Raw genomic sequence first — 17,321 nt, 5'->3', positions numbered from 1 at the left:
TCTCCACCGCACGTCTGCGGCCACGTGGTTCGAGTCCATAGCTGAACCGAACCGGCCACGATGTCGTGAGACCGGCTGTCCACGATGTCACGAGACAGAAGCGTCCTCGATCTCTTGAGACTTCACATCAGACCCCGACTACACCCTGGATTGTGAAGAGCCATCAATCTGGTCGAGGTCTGACTCGGCATGGTCGAGCTACTGGCCATCCGCTGCGGCGTGTTCGAGTCCGTCAAGCACCTCAGCACCAAGATCCATGCGTTCATCGACGGCTGGAACGGCAGCGCTACACCTTCGTGTGCACCAAGAACCCCCGAAGTGGTCCTCAAGAAGGCCAACCGTCAACCACTTTCAATCCGCGGCACTAGGTACCCACCATTCGTTAATAGGTGAACGGGAAGGACCGCCAATAACTTCGAATACGATTCCAGATACCCACCAAGCCGCCGGGCTCGACCAAAACAAATAGCACGATAAGGAGGCCGTACAGAATCTGTTCGAGCTGGAACGCCGTCAACAAACCGGCGCCGCTTCCACTATCGTCCATGAACGGCAATAGTCCAGCCAGCGACTGGGACAGCCGCGGCAACACTGTAATGAACAACGCCCCAGCTATAGAACCGGAGATTGATGCCAGACCTCCCAATAGAATCATCGCGAGATACTGGATGGACATTGACAAGCCGAATCCAGATGGCTCGATATAGCCAGTGATAGCCGCTAGCAGCGCACCGGCTGCGCCTGCGTAAGCGGATGACACACCGAACGCGGTCATCTTGACTCGAAATGGGTCAATGCCCATCGGGTCAGCGACCAAATCGCGGTCACGAATCGCAGCGAATGCTCGCCCCAGACGCGAGCGGACAAGATTGCTGGCACATGCTGCCATTGCGATCATCACTATAAGGACAAAGAGATAGGATATTTGCTCGCCTGTCATCACCAGACCAAGAAAGTTTCTGTCGACATCCAACTCAAACCCAGCGAAAGTGAAACTTGGCCCACTTCTGCCAAGCCCCGCACCACCAGTTATGTGGGTGAGTTCACGGAAGAAGTGAACACCTATCAATACGAGTCCCAGCGTAACAATCGCGAGGTAAAGGCCACGTAGGCGCACAGCCACCGGCGCCAGGACCACTCCCACAACCCCTGTCAACACGAAGGCCGCGGGAAACCAAACGAGGCCGTCCCATCCCAATGCCACCTCCCGTCCCGGTCCCGTAGCGCCCAAACATGACGCGGTATAAGCGCCCAATCCAACAAAGAAGGCGTGCCCAAGAGAGATCTGGCCAGCGTACCCGGTGACAAGGTTCAGCCCGATTGCACCGATCGCCGCCGCTAGACCAACGCTAAGCAATACGAGATCCTCGTCTGGCATCATGAACGTGAGGGCGACTGCCATTCCAGCGATGAGCAGGACGGATTTTCTTCTCGCCCCTGTGTTTAAAATCGCGCGCTGCTGAGCGTACGAAGTGTACATGCGGTGTCGGTGCCGGACCTTGCGGTCCGCCACCACATGTGGCGGCCGCGCACGTCCAGCAGAGAGCGCGGCCAACCCGCGATTACTGTTCATACCCGCTCAACTTCCCGTGTCCCCCATATGCCGAACGGCCTGACCAGAAGGACTAGGAACATCGCAACGTAAGGCGCCACCAACGCGAACGATTGTCCAAGGACCGGTATAGCGCCAGGTTGATAGACCGCAACCACCGCTTCGACGATACCCACAGTAAGCCCACCGACGAGGGCACCTTGAATGCTGTCGAGTCCTCCAATGATCACAGCTGGAAGTGCCTTCAAGGCAATCAGCCAGGTTTGTTGATCCACCCCGACCCCACTGCTTGCAAATGACCCTGCGACGGCAGCAAGAGCGCCCGCGATCAGCCAAGAAACTGCGAAGACCCTTCCCACAGATATCCCTTGCACCGCAGCAGCCTCTTGGTCGAGGGCAGTGGCCCGCATGGCCAAGCCGAATCGAGAATGTTGAAAGAAGAGATATAGAGCGCCGACACATAAGACCATCACGAAAAACGTCGCGATGTGGCGTTGCTGGACAATTACTCCGCCCATCGCCACCGTATCCAGTCCCCATGGATCTCTGATAGGTCGAACGGCGTTGCCGATCCATCGTCCGGCCACAACGCGAACGGCAACATCCAGGCCGATGGTTGCCAATACGATCGCGAAAACGGACTTTCCAATCATGGGCCGAACCGCCAGCCGTTCGATGACAGCCGCCAAAAGCGCGACGACCGCCACCGACGCGAGAACTGAGACGAAGAAAGGAACGGAGAGTTGGACGGTCAGAAGGGCGGTAGTCGTAGCACCCACAAGCATCAAGGACGGGTGCGCGAAATTGATGACCCGCGTGGCCTTGTAAATCATGACGAAGCCAACAGCGAGAAGGGTGTAGACAGAACCGATTGCTAGGCCGGTTGCTAAGGTCTGAAGCAATATTGTCATTTTGGGCCCGATCCATACATCGTTTCGACCAATTCGCCGAAAGACTCCTCGATGGAGCTTCGCTTGACCTTTTGCGTGGCGGTGAGATCGCCGTCCTCGTGATCCAATTCCTTCGGAAGCAGACGGAACTTCTTGATTCCCTCCACGCGAGCAAATTGCTTATTGACTTCCATGATGATCTCGCCAATCAGTTCTGTCGTCTCAGGTTTCTGTGTTAAATCGCGGTAGGTCGTGTACGGGAGTTGTCGTCGAAGCGCCCAGTCGGCCATCGTTTCCGCATCTACTTCGATTAGGGCAGTGAGATAGGGACGGCGGTCGCCTATGACAACCGCCTCCTTGACGTAGGGCGAACTACGGATGGCATTCTCAATCTCAGAGGGGGAAATGTTCTTACCGCCGGCTGTGATAATGATGTCCTTCATTCGGTCCGTTATCCGAAGGTAATCGTCCTCGACCCATTCGCCTACGTCGCCGGTGTGCAGCCAGCCGTCCTGGTCAATAGCTGCAGCCGTCGCCTCGGGCAAATGCCAATATCCAGCGAATACGCCAGGGTGCCGGACCAACACTTCCCCATTTTCCGGGTCCAATGGCAACTCAATATCGTCGTGCGGTTTCCCCACGGTCCTACATTGATGGCTCCCGGCTTGTTTGCCGTCGCTATGGCACAGTTCTCAGTCATGCCGTAAATTTCATGCATTGGGACCCCAATACCCATGAAGAATGTCAGTACCTCGGGGGAGATGGGCGCCGCGCCGGACGCCGCGAACCGGCAGCGCCGCAACCCGATCCGATCTTGCAGAGCCCGGAAGAGGGCCACGTATCCCATCCAGTACCAAACCCTGCCCATGAGAGAGCGACGACCTCGTGCATGTGCCAACCGGGAGGCCTCCCCGGAAGCGAGTTTCATCCAGGCTCGGTACCACCATCGCTTCAAAGCGGTGGCGGCGTGGGTTCGCACAATGATGCTCGACATCAACTTCTCCCAGATTCGAGGCACCCCGAGGAAGATGGTGGGCTGAACCTCAACCAAATCCGTCGCCACAGTTTCGATGGATTCTGCAAAAGCGATTTGGCAGCCGCTTCCGGCATTGAACCAGACGCTAAACGTCCTCTCAGCGACATGTGAGAGCGGGAGATAGGACAACAACAAGTCGTCCTGCGTGGGTGGTGGGCTCGAGAAGCCACCGCCCAGAACCAAGGTCTGGATACTGAAATCGATATTGAGGTTAGTCAGCATTGCCCCCTTTGGGGGTCCAGTGGTACCTGACGTATAGATGAGGGTGGCGATGTCCGCGGGTTCTGCCTCGTCCATACGGTCTGTGAGTGCCGATGGGTGCTGCATCCGATGGTGTCTTCCCACTTCCAAGAAGTCGCTCCATGCCATCAGCCGTGGGTCGTCGTATTCGCGAACCCCGCGGGGCTCGATATACACGATTCTCACGAGGTCAGGCAAACCAGTCGCGGCAAGAACCTTGTCAACCTGCTCCTGATCCTCGGCGATCAAGATCGCCGCAGAGGAATTCCGAAGCAGATACTCAGTCTCGGCGGTAGGATTTGTCGGGTAGATGCCGACGCTGGTCGCCCGGACAGCATTACATGCAACGTCTCACATGAGCCACTCTGGTCGATTCTCCGCGTGAATCGCCACGCGGGCACCGGCCATTAAGCCTAACGCTAGAAATGCGTGTCCGACGTCGGTCACTTGGTCCCAGTACTGAGACCAACTGATACCGCGCCAGACACCAAGCTCCTTGTGCCTCAACGCCACAACGTCTGGAGTCTTTTCAGCCCATTGGGCGACCCTTTGCGCGACTGTCATATAAGGCTCCTGCGTCATCGCCCATCATCGCCTTGGGTGACTGATGAGACAGGGAGACCTGCGCCGCCTCTGGCCGGGTCCTCGGTCGAACCCTGGTCTGGCGCTTGGGCGGCGTGGCCCAGATAAGAGGCAATCACGCCAGGGTGTTGCTGAATCACACTGGGGATGTCCACCGAAATAGGTCGTCCGAATTCAAGAGCCAAGACTCGATCCGCAAGGTCCATGACGAATCCCATGTCGTGCTCAACGAGTACGATTGGGATCTCGAGATCCGCTCGGATATCCATGATGAATCGCGCCATATCCTCCGTCTCTTCGACGTTCATTCCAGCCACCGGCTCATCGAGGAGCAGTAAGGTCGGCTCCATCGCTAAGGCTCTCCCCAGTTCGATTCGCTTTTGCACTCCGTACGGAAGAAGTCGGACAGGCTTGTCGCGGTAATGTTGCAGCTCTAAGAACTCGACAATTTCCTCGACGACCTCTCGGCTGGCATCTTCCTCCGCGCGCACGCGCCGAGTCCAGAACGCTGCAGACCATGGTGAGTAACGTATATGGCGATGCCTACCCACCATGAGGTTGTCAACTAGGTCCAAGTTCCCGAACAGTTCGATGTTTTGGAAAGCCCGCGACATACCAGCGCTAGCGATTTGCTGCGGGCTTAACCCGGTTATGTCGCATCCCGCGAAGCTGACAGAGCCCGACGTGGGCTGGAATATACCGCTTAAGACATTGAAGATCGAGGTCTTTCCTGCGCCATTCGGACCGATAACGGGCTCTTCTCAGGTCAGGTGGGGGTGAGCGGCTCGCCGGTGTCGGCGTGATGCGGCTGTAGCAGGGGTCGAGGCCTCCAAGATCGGTAGCGACCAAGCAACCATTCCCCGAAGGCCTCGACGTGTCCGACCCTACGGGCGTGGCGTCGTGCTGTCGCCACGACGCTCGCTACTGCCTCAACTGTGACCTCCTCGTGGGCCTTGATGGGCTCCACGTCATCGCCGTTGACCGCGATGATCACCGACAACGGCTGAGTGTGACGGTCGAGTCGCCACCGGGCCTGATGGGCTGCCCGACCTGCGGGGTGATCGCGCACTCCAAGGGCCGGCGACTGGTCCAGCTCGTCGACGTGCCCTGCTTCGGCCGTCCCGTGCGGCTGGTGTGGCGCAAGCGGACCTGGCGATGTCGCGAGGCGTTGTGCCCGACGGGGTCGTTCACCGAGCAAGACGACCGTGTCGCGGCCCCACGCGCCAAGCTGTCCACGCGGGCGTGTTGGTGGGCGATCAACCAGATCCGCCGCGAGCACGCCTCGGTGCTCGGCCTGGCCCGCCAACTGGGGTGCGCGTGGGCGACGCTGTGGACGGCGATCAAGCCTCTGCTCGAAGCGATGGCCGCCGACGAGTCCCGCTTCGACGGTGTCGAACGCCTCGGTGTCGACGAGCACGTGTGGCATCACGGCTCCACCCGTCCGGTTGCGCAGGGTGGCCGGGGCCCGAAGGAGTTCACCGGGATGAGCGATCTGACCCCTGACCAGCACGGACGGCCCAAGACCAGACTCCTCGACCTGGTCGCGGGACGGTCCGGGAAGGTCTACGGCGACTGGCTCACCACCCGCGGTCACAGCTTCCGGGCTGGAATCAAGGAAGCCACCCTGGATCCGTTCACCGGCTACAAGAAGGCGATAGATGACCACCTCGACGACGCGGTCGCGATCCTGGACGCCTTCCACGTGGTGAAGCTCGGCACCACCGCGGTCGACGAGGTCCGCCGCCGCATCCAGCAACAGATCCACGGCCACCGCGGCCGCAAGGGCGACCCGCTCTACGGGATCCGCAACATCTTGCGCGCCGGCGCCGAGAACCTCACCGAGAAACAACAAGCCCGGCTCCACAAGGCCGTGCTCGCCGACCCTCGCCACGACGAGGTCTACCTCGCCTGGCAGTGCGCCCAACAACTCCGGACCGCTTACGCCACCGAGGACCTCGCCGCCGGCCGCCGGATCGCCGAGCACGTCTTGAAGACCTTCCCGACCTGCCCGATCCCAGAGATCAAACGCCTGGGCAAGACCCTGACCCGCTGGCGCGAAGCGTTCCTCGCGTACTGGGACACCAACCGCGCGAACAACGGACCCACCGAAGCCCTCAACGGGCTCATCGAACTCCACCGCCGCATCGCCCGCGGCATCCCCAACCCCGACCACTACCGACTACGCATGCTCCTCATCGGCGGCGGACTCAGCCACCCCCACCTGATCTGAGAAGAGCCCCTTTGGGCGGCATCTTCGTGATCCTCGCGTCCCTCGACCTGATCCCCGTCTGAAGGCAGAGAGGACACATCCCAGGATGGAAATGGAAGACGCCATCGGGATGATCCTTTGCGTCCTCGCCGGCATGGCGATCTGCGCGGCGGGCTATCTGAACCTCGGGGGGCGCCTGGAAGCGAGCCGTCAACAGCCGCAACTGGGTTCGGACCACCGCGCGTGTCACCCGGGCATAGAAGGTGGACACCAGCGGTGGGCCCGGCTCGACGAGATACAACGTCAACTACACGTTCACCGCTCCTGAGACCGGCGGGAGCCGCTACGGCCGTAGTGAAGGCGGTGCCCCGGACATGAAGACCGGTGACGCCGTCGAAGTGTTGTACGACCCCAAGGGGCCGTACAACAACGAGCTGCCGCTGAACAGGTTTGAGCGGTGGTTCTACCCCATCGCCTACGGCAGCCTCACCCTCGTAGGCGCAGTCTTCGCCGTCGGAGTTCTGGTCGTCGCGGTGGTGATGACCGTCGACTCCGTCCGCTAGCGCACCTGCTTGGCACTCGCGTCGAACTCACGCCACCCACGTGGCGATACTCGAGCGCCCCGATGTCACTGCGGCTCATCGAGTCCCAACAGGCCCGGACCACTTCGCCTATCTTTCGAAGTCCTTCTTCCGCGCAAGCAACGCGCACAAGGGCCGCAGACCGAAGGAGCAACAATGACGTTCACTTAATCACAGCTCTGCGACCCGCGACGACGGACGGCTCCCCGTCCATTGGACGCCGTCTGCGTCGCCCCGCGCCGTACGAGTGCCGCAGCCTCAGGGACTACCCTGCCGGCCGCTCCCACCGCAGAGTAGAGACACAGACATCCAAGGCCATCTTCCACCCAACAAACATCTCGTCCGTTGCCTTCATCTCCGGTGGGCGCGCCAAGGAAGCCGTCAACTGAAGACCACGACGCCTATTCGATCCTGGAACCGGCGTGATGTAACAGATCGTGGAAACCTCAACCGGCTCGCCCTCGACAGTCTTGGTGGACTCACGTTCGAAGCGAATGAACCGCTTATCCTGGAACAACGGGGTCGCTCCGAGGTTGCGAATCGCGTCGGCGACATACGCATCCAGACTCTCGCCGGCGGGCGAACGTCTGATCGTCGCCACGATCGAGCCAGGAACATAAGCTCTGCCCTCGCCCTCGGCCTCCGAGGTAGCGGCGAAGTATGCAATGACTCCTTGCTCCTGCATAGACCGAAACGTTTGGTCCAGGTGTACTTTGAGCGCAGCATGCAGATCGGGGCGATTGGCAGCCATCATCCGACGCCTTAGTGCTTCATCGATCGCAGCCCGGTCTGCAGAATTAGGCGTATGCCGTTCCCAGCCAGGCAGGAGCTTGAGGCTGAAATCGGGGTCCTTGGCCGCTCCAAGCATCTCTCGCAACGAACTTCCTGACTCAACAGACATCTCAAACCTCGCTGCCCGTTTGCGAACTGAGAGGGATCTCATCAAACGTCTCGAACTCAGCATGCGTAATAATTCCGCGACCCCGAAGCCGGACCAATCCCTGCCGACGACTCTTTAGAAGAACCGCCATCTCATCCGACGACAAGTCTCGCACATTAATGCGTGGCGGCATCTCAGTTGAGTATCCTCGATAACGAGCCACGAGTGTGCCGATCACCACAACGAGGAGAACACCGACCGGAGCTGCCAGAATCGCTGGCTGATCAGCGTCGGGCACGCCCGCGAATGTCAACGCCAGGGCGACGGCACTAAAGACACCGGTCAGCACCGAGAGCGTGGACGCCGTCGGGTCCCACTGGCGATACTCGGATTGCGACCAAGGCACATAGAAGTACAGGATCGAAGCACAACCCAACGCGCCACCCGCGAAAGCTCCGACGAGCTCGATCGTCGGATCGTCCGAGCCGACGATCGCAGCGACAGACAGAAATGGCGCCAAGACTCCAGCGATCGCAATCCAATACATGATCGGCGACAACATCCGCAGCATCGAAGGGCGTCGATTGCGCCGCTTGAGTGCCTCTAACTCGATGTAAGCATAGTCGATTACGACACGATTCAACTGGTCAATGTTGAAAGTCTGCATCGCTGGAATCATGGATGCCCAGTTGACCGGCTTCGGAGCCACTGGTTTAGGCATGGTTCGCAACTTTCCACTCGTCGACAATATCGCGCGTAACGCCAGGAATCGGCTTACTCTCGAAAGCACCACCGTTCGGCTGGGTGATACGCATGTTTCCCAGGATTGCAGGCATAAAAGCGACGGTCAACTCGAACACTTCCCTGGATCCTGACTCAACGATGACCGCGATGCCATCGGAACCAGACGAGAATGCGTATGCCGCTGTGTGAAATTGCGATCTGTTATCACCTACACCAACATCGCGAGTGGCAAGACAAACGGCCCCGGGCCCCAATTCGGCGCCCGGATACTCACTAACGTCGAATCCCGCCCTTTCCCACGCCTTTGGGTCGAACGGCGCACCGTCGGCAAGAAGAACACGAACTCGGCTGATAAGCGGGAGCGCCACAGGCCAATGCAGCATCGTCAACAGCGTTCCAGGCTCGTTCGATGATTCCAGAGCGTTCGCCAACAAGCGACGGAACTCCCTCTGTACATCCGCGGTCCAGTTGTCGCCCAACGCGGCCCTGATCCGCGTGCATTCGGCGGCAATCCATTCGTCGCCCATCTGGCCCGAGGTCGCAGGAATCTCTGACCAGTTATCGGCCGGATAAACACCATCGGCGCGCCAAACGCGTTCCATATTCGATCTCCAATTGAATTGTCCCGAATGATCCCGGCACCTGTAAATTATTGCGTCATCATGCCGTAACCGCTTGTACCCCACCGACCGCGGTGTTCACATGGCCGTAGAGAGCACCGACCTGCTTGATTACCGATCCTTGCATTTCACCCGCGGCCGCCCATATATTGCCCGATGAAACTCGCTCGATATCTCGAACGTCGAGGCCCGTGTGCAGGCCGGTCATGATGTCGGAAAATGGCTTCCTAGCCACTGCCATGTCATCAAACCCACCAGCGACCGAAAGTCCCTTTGTGAACTTGTTCCACTTTGAGGCCTGAGTGCCAAGCTCGCCTATGCTCGAGGCCATTTTTCCAAATTTTCCGAACGGAATCACGTCAAGCGCGGCCAACGCCAACTCTTGCCACGTGCACTCTCCTGCGCAGAACTGCGCTGCCCGCGCGAGCAGAATGGCCGCCGAAATAACAAAGGCGATGGCAGCAAAAGGGCCAGCAACGAACAACGCGATTATGAAGAGGCCAAGCGCTATGTACTCGAGGACCGAGATGATGTCGTCGAGAACCTCCCAGAAGCCATCCTCGATCGTGCCGGCCATCTCGTTGCCGATGCCGTTGACGGCCGCATCGTATGCATCTTCCCAGGAGTCATAGTAGTTGTCCCAGGTCTCCGCCGCGTTCTCCCAGTCGTCGCGCGCTTGCACTTTGGCTTGAGCAGCCTCCTGCTCCTGCTCGGCCTCAGGACTCCCCGCCTCGGGTTCAGTACCTGGGAGGATGTGCGTCGGCGCACCAGGCAGTCCGTCGTACTTTGCCCATAGGTCCTCACATGTGTCGACCTGCGACCTGATGAGGGGCTGCCACTGCTGGAGCTCTTCGCCGTAGGTCGCGATAACCGGACCAACGGGTCGATACAACTGTGCGGCCTCGCGGAGCGTCTCCCACGAGTCACCGATCTTGTCCTGAAGTTTCTCGACCGCTTTGCCATCCATCGCGCCGCTCGCGAGGTCATGCATGGCGATCAACTGCAGCTCTTCGGCGCAGTCCTCCATCATACCGCCCAGGGTCTCGATCCAGTTGCCGCGCGAGATGATCGCTGACGGATCCCCCTCAACGGTTTTGATCTCCCTGCCCTTTGGGGATGAGTCCATGGCCGTCCTCCTTCGTTCGAGCCCTTGGTTTCAGAGTTTCGCGCGTGTTCAAACCGCGGCCGGTGAACTCGCCGGCGCGTTTCCTGGCGAACCGGGCGCCTGTACCGATGTGTTTGACTCGAACTGGAGGGCGGTCTCGCTGTCCCAGTTCGTGAATCCGTCAACGACGCCCTTGACATGCTTGTGGAGCTCGTCGAGACTCTCTTTGAGTTTCTCCCGCTTACCGTCCCAGCGTTCCTCGAAGTCCTGCGCCTTCTCACGGAGTTCACTACGACCGTAGGGTTTGGCGATAGCCGCCTCGAGCTCTTCAGAGTTGCTCGTCGCGTTCTCGAACTCCGTGACGATCGCGTCCAGCTGAGACGCGATACGATCTAGCGTTTCGATGTTGATCTTGACGTCTGCCATAGCCAGGCTCCCTTCGTTCTGCCGTCAAGGCCGAGTCCAAATACCGGCTTAGGGGCAGGACGGCGCCACTGCGCCGCCCCGCCCTAGAGGGGACTCAGCCGCCGGCGAGCTGCGAGTCCAAGTCCTGGATCGCGCTGGCCATGTCGCGCAGCGACTGGGCCATGTCCTCGACACCAGCAATGGCGTCCTTCAGACCCGTGGTCATCTCGGTGTAGCCGTCCTGGAACTTGCCCGACGCCTTCTCCGTCTTGAACCCGTCCTGCACGAGCTCGTCGACGTAACCCTGGCACTCGTCCAGCGCGGACTCGATCGTGTCCTTGCCCTGGTCGAGCTTGTCGGCGGTGCCGGTCATCTCGTCGTATGTTGCCCCGAAGTCACTCATCGATCATTCCCTTTCCCGCGGTTTCCATTTCAAGACGCCCCGTCAGCGGACGCCGGTGGCCAACGTAGACCACTCTCTTCTTCCCTGTGAAGGGTAAAAACGGGTTCGTTGCCTCGTTCATACGGCGTTCTCGTTGTCGCTCGCCAGAGGCATCTGCATGGTCACTGTCCGACCGGCCTGGACGAAGATTCCACGACCCGCTGGGAAGTCGGTGCGCTTGAGCTTTCCGAACGGAACCTTGAACAGCGTGTCGCCGTCGTAGGTGTCCGGTTTGAGCACGATTCCCTGGCGCGCGGCCTTCCACTCACCCATGACACCCGAGCCGCCGCCGGCGCGGGTGACGTCGGCGTCGCCGACGAAGAGGTGGTCGGAGTTGTTGATCGCCTGCAGCAGGGCCCGCATCGGGCGGTCGGCGGGACCGTCCGCCAGGTGGGTCATGTCCTCGGCGACGATCATGATGCGGCCGGGGAAGGACTCGTCGGCGACGATCTCGGCGAGCTCGGTGACGAGCGTCTTCTCGTCGTCGGGGCGGGTGGCGCTGCGTACCCAGGGCCGGAAGTCGCCGAGCATGGCACGACGGCTGCCGAGGTGGAAGAGCTTCACCTCGGGGTCGAAGCGTTCCATGGACTCGACGAGCGCCTTGAGCACGTTGGTCTTACCCGACTGCGGCGGGCCGGTGACGATGAACGAACCGATCGGGTCGAAGCCACGAGGCGCCAGGGTGTCGTCGGCGATGCCGAAGACGGGCTGGCCGTTGACCTGCGCGGGAAGGGACTGGCTGGAGACCTTCGTGGGCAGGGCACCGATCTCGCCGACCTCGGGAACGCCCTGAGCGCGCAGCTGCGCGACGAGCTCGTCGAGAGCCTTGGTCTGCTCTGCGACGTTGGTCGTGCCGCCCAGGACGGCGAGCTGCACCTCGGCCTTGTCGACGACGGCGCGGCCGGGCGCCGACTGCTCGTTGAGTACGTCCTTGGGCGCTCCGACCAGGACGTACTGGCTCGGGTCGGAGAGCCGCATGACGACGCGGCGCGGGATGTTCGCGAAGACCGCGGTCGGCACCGAGCCGCTGCGGTCGGCGGTGATCACCGCGTGGACGCCAAGCGGGCGTCCCTCACCGAGGACCCGCATGAAGGACTGGTAGAACGGCGCGCGACCGGCCGCGATCTCCCACTCTTTCTTGAACTCGGGGTAGTTGTCGATCAGGAGCAGGATGCGCGGCATCGACTGGTCGGCGATCTCGCGGTATTCGGTGAGGTTCGCGGCCGAGGCCTTGGAGAAGAGCTCTGAGCGGCGGTCCATCTCCCGCTCGAGAGTGCGCATCAGTCGCTGCAGGCGCTCGGCGTCGTCGCCGTCGATGATCGAGCCGACGTGCGGGAGACGCGCGATCGCGCCCAGCGCGCCGGAGGCGAAGTCGAGGCCGTAGACCTGGACCGGGCCGAGCTCCGGACGCGCTCCGGCAGCGGTCGCGATCGTCTTCAACATCGTCGACTTGCCCGAACCGGAGGAGCCGAAGATGAGCAGCGAGCCGTCACGGTCGGGAGTGAAGTAGATCGCGTTCTGCTGCTGCCGCTCCGGGATGTCCGCGAGCCCCAGCAGGATCTGGCCGTCGCCCTCCAACGGGAGGTCGCGCATGTCGACCACGGTCGCCAGGTCGTCGAGCCACGGGCGCCGCGGGGTCATCAGCCCGGCGCTGGCGGATGCCTTGATCAGGTTGGCCACGATCCGCTTCTGGTCGTTGGGGCCGAGGTCCTCGTCGTGCGAGTCGCTCTCCGGCGGACGCTCCGGCTCCCACTCGGTGATCGAACCGAACTTGAGCTCGGCCACCTTCACGTCGGCGGTGACCACCTCGTCGTCGCGCGTCCAACCGCCCGCATACGCCGACTGGAACGGGGTCAGCCGACCCGGCCCGGTCTTCGCGATGCCGCGGCCCGGTATCGACGGCGGGAAGGTCCCGGCGATCGGGTCGTCGACGACGTCCTTGGAGTCGGTCTCGTCGGCCATACGCAGCGCGACGCGAAGGTTTGTGTTGGCCCTCAGGTTGTCCTTGATGACACCGGCCGGACGCTGCGTCGCCATGATCAGGTGGATGCCGAGCGAACGGCCTCGCTGGGCGATGTCGACGACGCCGTCGACGAACTCCGGCACCTCACCGGCCAGAGCGGCGAACTCGTCGATCACCAGGACCAACGCAGGCGGGCACTCCGGGTCCTGCCGCTTCTCCAACTCGAGAAGATCCTTTGCCTTCTTCCGGTTGAAGAGGTGCTCGCGATAGTGCAGCTCGGCCTTGAGGCTGGTCAGCGCGCGGCGTACGAGGTGGGGGCTCAGGTCGGTCACCAGGCCGACACAGTGCGGCAGCTCGATGCAGTCGGCGAAGGCCGAGCCGCCCTTGTAGTCGACGAAGAGGAACGTCACCCGGTCCGGCGAGTGGGCCGAGGCGATGCCGAGCACCCACGCCTGCAGGAACTCCGACTTACCGGCACCGGTGGTGCCGCCGACGAGGGCGTGCGGGCCCTGCGTACGCAGGTCCAGCGTCATCGCGTCCGAGGCGCCCTGGCCGATGATGGCGCGCAGGTTCCCCGCCTTCTTCAGCCGCGGCCGCGGCCGGTCGGAGCGGTCGATGATCGAGTTGTTCTGCCGCCAGCGCTCGATGATGGAGTGAGGGTCCTCGGCGACCTCGTTGCCGACCAGGGAGAGGAACCCGACCGAGTTCGGCAGGTCGGAGGAGTCGTGGACGACGGTGCTGGCGTCCACCACCGGCGCGAGCCGCTTGGCGAACATCTCCATGTAGGCGTTGGAGACACCCTCGACGGTGACGCCCTGGAAGAGGTCGCCGTTGCGGACCAGTCCGACGGTGGCGCGCTCCAGACCGTCGCTGACGTCGAGATAGCTGCGGCACACCGCCGGCAGCGCCTCGACGGTCGAGGAGAGGAAGACGGCGTGTACGCCGACATCGGCACCCCGCTCGAGGACCTGGACCAGGCGGGCCCGGTCCACAGGCGCGTCGTTGGTGACGAAGACGATGATCGAGACCTGGACTCGTGCGTTCGTCTCCTCGCCGGCCCGAGCGACGTCGGTGCCGTACTGCATCGGGTTCCACTTCTCCGGGAACGGGCCGCGGTGCTCCGCGGTCCGTCCGGCGCGCATGATGTATTCCTCCAGCGCGCTGAGCAGGGCGTTCGCCGTCGGCGCGGAGTCGGCCAGCGGCATGTCCTTGAAGCGGTTGGTCTCCGAGGTGGTGTGCGGCAGCCACTTGAGCCACTCGAACTCCTCGACCCAGTCGGGGTCGGCGAAGGCGACGCTGACGACCTCGTTGGGAGCGTGCAGCCCGAAGAGCTGCACCGCGATGCCGCGCATCGCATCGGCCGCCGGGCCGGCCGGACCGGCGACGCCCACCGAGCCCACCGCGGGCAGCGACTCCAGCAACGGCACGTCGTCGACGTACTTGTAGCGCTCCTTCAGCCGGTCGATGCGCTCGATGTATTCGGGCAGACCGTTCTGGGTGTCGCGCTCGGCGATCGAGTTGCGGGACAGGGCGCGCGTGGTGCCGAGGCGTACGGCCAGGAAGTTCCAGTGCTCCGGACGCCGGGTCCACAGCCGAGGGCCGAGCTGCATCGCCTGCTCGAAGACCTCCGCGACCGGCGGGACCTCCTCGTTGCGGGCGAGCTCCTCCTCGGGCTTGCTGCGGTAGAAGACCTCTTCCAGCTTCTCGAACTGCCGCTCGAAGAGCTGGATCTCGTGGTCCTGCTTCGCGCCGGCCTGGCGGTGCTGGTTGAGGTAGTTGCCGATCGCCATCATCGGCGTCATGACGACCAGCAGCAGCGCCCGGGCGCGGCCGGTCATGGCGTAGATAGAGAGTGCCATGATGATCGGCGCGATCAGCACGAACCACGGGAACAGCTTCTTCTGCATCTCGGTCGGCATCCACGGCGGCGGGTGCTCGGTGCCGGGATAGCGGACGTCGACGCGCGGGCTGCGGTTGAAGAGCAGGCCGCCACCACGCTCCAGCACGGGGTCCTCGACGGCGGAGAGGAAGTCGGCCGAGAGCTGCATGACCAGCGTGGTGCCGCCGATGACGACGGGAGTGTCCGGTGCCAGACGTACGCGGGAGACCTGGGTGCCGTCGACGACGACGCCGTTGGCCGAGTTGAGGTCGACCAGCTCGACCGAGCGGTCCACCTCGATGCGGGCGTGGCGCTTGGAGACCATCGGGTCGGCGAGCACGATCTCGTTGTCGGGACCACGGCCGATCGAGGCGTGACCGGTGGTCAGCGGGAACGCCTGCCCCCGCACCGGACCGTCGATCGCGCGCAGCACGCCGACGCTCTTGCGACGCGAGCCGGTGATCTCGTTGTCCGGGCCCATGTTGACGACCGCGGCCGCGAAGCCGGACCCGATCGGCGCATCACCGATGGGTACGTCGGGTTCGAGCGGCTCCATCCGGTCGGCGGTCGGCGGGGCGACTGCCAGCGTCAAGACGTCGTGCTCACCCGCGATCACGGAGCGCGCCGGGTCGGCGTCGGCGATGTGCCGAGCGACGTCGCCCGCCGTCGCCGTGGAGTCAGCGGTGACGATCACATCCGCAGGCGCAACGCCAGGCCGATGCAGAGTGAGCTTGACCTTCATCCTTCGTTCCCCTCGTCAACGTGCCTAGAAGCCATGCCGCGCGATCGTGCGGCGGAGGTGGCGGTCACCCGCGACGCACCAGGGCGGACCGGTCGCCGAACCGGATCATCGCGCCGACCGGAGCGAGCACCGGCTCCCAGGCGTTCAGTCGCCGGGTGGCGCCCTCGTGGATCACCACGGTGCCGTTGGTCGAGCCTCGGTCGGTGACCTCGACACCGTCGCCGCTGGGGCGCAGGGACAGGTGGGTCTTCGAGACCGACACGTCGATGATCGAGACCGTACGCGCCCCGAGCGTGTTCTCCGTCAGGGCAGGGTCACGGCCGACCAGCACCAGGCCGGCCACGGGGATCCGCTCACCGGAGTCGACCTTGAGCATGATTCCTCGAGGGCCCGCCTGCCCCTGAAGCTGCTGACCGCCGGTCGTAGGCGCAGGGGTGTGGCCCGGGGCGGGGGTCGGCATGGGGTTCGGAGTGGGATTCGGCGCCGGAGTCGGGAGCGGGGCCGGGGTGGGCGTCGGAGCCGGGGTGGGCGTCGGGGTCGGAGGCGGCGGCACCGTCTGCCCCTGGTTGGGCGTCACGGCCCGCGAGGGCGGGATCGCCGGCGCCACCGGCTTCGGTGCCACCGGACCCGACTGCGGGGTCGCGAGCGCCCCGCCGGGCGAGACCCCGGGTTCCTCGGGCCTCGCCTTCGGGCGGGAGACGCCGAGCACGCCGGCGCTCACCCGGCCCGAGGGGCGGTAGCTGCCGGCATCCTGCGCGTTGGGGGTGCTGAGCGAGGGCAGCGACTTCCGCTCAGCGACGGGCTCAGCCGCGACCGTCTTCCGAGCGATACGCATCCGCTTCTCGTCGTAGGGGTCGAGGCCCTCGCGCACGTCGACCATCCACATCTCGGCGACCTTGTCATGCCAGCCGCGGCTCCGCTTCTCCTTGTCGAAGAGAGGCGAGGCCAGGAAGACGATCGGCGCGATCGGGATGATCCCGGAGCCCCACAGGACCAGGGCCCGGAGGAAGGAGCGGCCGACTCCCGGTCGCTCGAGGGTCTTGACGTTGATCGAGCGGATCCCGGCGAGGGACTTGCCCAGCGTGACTCCACGGCGGCCGTGCATGACGATCTGGACGATGACGAAGATCAGGGTCAGCAGGATGGTCGTACCGCCGGCGATGGCCGCCAGCAGGAAGTCGGGGTGGCTCAGGAAGCGGGCGAAGCCGAACTTGCCCTGGGCCAGCTTCAGCAGCAGCGGGAACGTGAAGACGAGGTAGGGGACCTGCAGGATCAGGTAGCAGGCGATGTCGACGGCGGCCGCGAGCGCGCGACGCCCCAGCGGCGCGTCCTTCAGTCCGAGCGAGGCGGCGTAAGCCGGATCCGGCTTGCCATCAGCGGTGAGACCCTCGATCCGGTCGTCATTTTCGGCGACCTCCCATATCTCCACCGCAAGAGCTCCTCACGCCCGA

General features: G+C 63.0%; 14 protein-coding genes and 1 pseudogene. 2 read left to right on the top strand and 13 right to left on the bottom strand.

The window, feature by feature from the left end; translation table 11 throughout:
• Nucleotides 1-382: 382 nt before the first annotated feature.
• The 5 genes and pseudogenes from H5T77_RS17335 to H5T77_RS17315 form a co-directional block, all read right to left on the bottom strand.
• Nucleotides 383-1,480, bottom strand: a complete 1,098-nt coding sequence (locus H5T77_RS17335) for a branched-chain amino acid ABC transporter permease (protein ID WP_292651303.1) — start codon at nucleotides 1,478-1,480, stop codon at nucleotides 383-385.
• Between the two features lie 89 nt (nucleotides 1,481-1,569).
• Nucleotides 1,570-2,463, bottom strand: a complete 894-nt coding sequence (locus tag H5T77_RS17330) for a branched-chain amino acid ABC transporter permease (protein WP_292651301.1) — start codon at nucleotides 2,461-2,463, stop codon at nucleotides 1,570-1,572.
• Nucleotides 2,460-3,083: an AMP-binding protein gene (locus H5T77_RS17325; RefSeq protein WP_292651299.1), complete on the bottom strand. Its 624-nt coding sequence runs from the start codon at nucleotides 3,081-3,083 to the stop codon at nucleotides 2,460-2,462. The genes H5T77_RS17330 and H5T77_RS17325 overlap by 4 nt, the downstream gene beginning before the upstream one ends.
• Before the next feature lie 77 nt (nucleotides 3,084-3,160).
• Nucleotides 3,161-4,282: pseudogene (locus tag H5T77_RS17320) on the bottom strand (AMP-dependent synthetase/ligase); the annotation flags it as partial.
• A gap of 14 nt (nucleotides 4,283-4,296) precedes the next feature.
• Nucleotides 4,297-5,049, bottom strand: coding sequence for an ABC transporter ATP-binding protein (locus H5T77_RS17315; protein WP_292651305.1), 753 nt, complete (start codon nucleotides 5,047-5,049; stop codon nucleotides 4,297-4,299).
• A gap of 260 nt (nucleotides 5,050-5,309) precedes the next feature.
• Between H5T77_RS17315 and H5T77_RS17310 the strand changes: the two genes are divergently transcribed.
• Both H5T77_RS17310 and H5T77_RS17305 read left to right on the top strand, forming a co-directional pair.
• Nucleotides 5,310-6,530 (top strand): ISL3 family transposase, encoded by a 1,221-nt coding sequence (locus H5T77_RS17310; protein ID WP_292651297.1) that lies wholly within the window; start codon nucleotides 5,310-5,312, stop codon nucleotides 6,528-6,530.
• Between the two features lie 353 nt (nucleotides 6,531-6,883).
• Nucleotides 6,884-7,072, top strand: a complete 189-nt coding sequence (locus tag H5T77_RS17305; RefSeq protein WP_292651295.1) for a hypothetical protein — start codon at nucleotides 6,884-6,886, stop codon at nucleotides 7,070-7,072.
• A 283-nt stretch (nucleotides 7,073-7,355) separates the two neighbouring features.
• On the opposite strand, the gene H5T77_RS17300 is transcribed toward H5T77_RS17305, so the two are convergent.
• The 8 genes from H5T77_RS17300 to H5T77_RS17265 all read right to left on the bottom strand — a co-directional run bounded on the left by H5T77_RS17300 (nucleotide 7,356) and on the right by H5T77_RS17265 (nucleotide 17,299).
• A complete protein-coding gene (locus H5T77_RS17300) occupies nucleotides 7,356-7,991 on the bottom strand; it encodes a protein TPRXL (RefSeq protein WP_292651294.1) in 636 nt (211 codons plus the stop codon).
• Between the two features lies 1 nt (nucleotide 7,992).
• On the bottom strand, nucleotides 7,993-8,637 hold the full coding sequence (locus tag H5T77_RS17295) for a hypothetical protein (protein ID WP_292651292.1): 645 nt from the start codon (nucleotides 8,635-8,637) through the stop codon (nucleotides 7,993-7,995).
• Between the two features lie 46 nt (nucleotides 8,638-8,683).
• Nucleotides 8,684-9,316 (bottom strand): hypothetical protein, encoded by a 633-nt coding sequence (locus tag H5T77_RS17290; RefSeq protein ID WP_292651290.1) that lies wholly within the window; start codon nucleotides 9,314-9,316, stop codon nucleotides 8,684-8,686.
• A gap of 58 nt (nucleotides 9,317-9,374) precedes the next feature.
• Nucleotides 9,375-10,460, bottom strand: a complete 1,086-nt coding sequence (locus tag H5T77_RS17285) for a hypothetical protein (RefSeq protein WP_292651288.1) — start codon at nucleotides 10,458-10,460, stop codon at nucleotides 9,375-9,377.
• A gap of 48 nt (nucleotides 10,461-10,508) precedes the next feature.
• Nucleotides 10,509-10,865 (bottom strand): flagellar protein FlgN, encoded by a 357-nt coding sequence (locus tag H5T77_RS17280; RefSeq protein WP_292651287.1) that lies wholly within the window; start codon nucleotides 10,863-10,865, stop codon nucleotides 10,509-10,511.
• Between the two features lie 94 nt (nucleotides 10,866-10,959).
• Nucleotides 10,960-11,247 carry a WXG100 family type VII secretion target gene (locus H5T77_RS17275; protein WP_292651285.1) on the bottom strand — a complete coding sequence of 96 codons (288 nt, stop codon included), beginning with the start codon at nucleotides 11,245-11,247 and terminating at the stop codon, nucleotides 10,960-10,962.
• 117 nt (nucleotides 11,248-11,364) lie between these two features.
• Nucleotides 11,365-15,822, bottom strand: coding sequence for an FtsK/SpoIIIE domain-containing protein (locus H5T77_RS17270; RefSeq protein ID WP_292651282.1), 4,458 nt, complete (start codon nucleotides 15,820-15,822; stop codon nucleotides 11,365-11,367).
• 112 nt (nucleotides 15,823-15,934) lie between these two features.
• Complete coding sequence (locus tag H5T77_RS17265) at nucleotides 15,935-17,299, bottom strand: RDD family protein (protein ID WP_292651280.1); 1,365 nt, start codon at nucleotides 17,297-17,299, stop codon at nucleotides 15,935-15,937.
• Between the last annotated feature and the right edge of the window lie 22 nt (nucleotides 17,300-17,321).

The organism is Nocardioides sp., from assembly GCF_014360585.1.
Classification (GTDB): domain Bacteria; phylum Actinomycetota; class Actinomycetes; order Propionibacteriales; family Nocardioidaceae; genus Nocardioides.
This window is presented reverse-complemented; position numbering and strand designations above follow the sequence as displayed.

Bases quoted from the DNA above. Each gene is read 5' to 3' on its own strand.
- H5T77_RS17330 (WP_292651301.1), bottom strand. From the start codon at position 2,463: ATGACAATATTGCTTCAGACCTTAGCAACCGGCCTAGCAATCGGTTCT.
- H5T77_RS17285 (WP_292651288.1), bottom strand. From the start codon at position 10,460: ATGGACTCATCCCCAAAGGGCAGGGAGATCAAAACCGTTGAGGGGGAT.
- H5T77_RS17335 (WP_292651303.1), bottom strand. From the start codon at position 1,480: ATGTACACTTCGTACGCTCAGCAGCGCGCGATTTTAAACACAGGGGCG.
- H5T77_RS17275 (WP_292651285.1), bottom strand. From the start codon at position 11,247: ATGAGTGACTTCGGGGCAACATACGACGAGATGACCGGCACCGCCGAC.
- H5T77_RS17305 (WP_292651295.1), top strand. From the start codon at position 6,884: ATGAAGACCGGTGACGCCGTCGAAGTGTTGTACGACCCCAAGGGGCCG.
- H5T77_RS17290 (WP_292651290.1), bottom strand. From the start codon at position 9,316: ATGGAACGCGTTTGGCGCGCCGATGGTGTTTATCCGGCCGATAACTGG.
- H5T77_RS17300 (WP_292651294.1), bottom strand. From the start codon at position 7,991: ATGTCTGTTGAGTCAGGAAGTTCGTTGCGAGAGATGCTTGGAGCGGCC.
- H5T77_RS17295 (WP_292651292.1), bottom strand. From the start codon at position 8,637: ATGCAGACTTTCAACATTGACCAGTTGAATCGTGTCGTAATCGACTAT.
- H5T77_RS17280 (WP_292651287.1), bottom strand. From the start codon at position 10,865: ATGGCAGACGTCAAGATCAACATCGAAACGCTAGATCGTATCGCGTCT.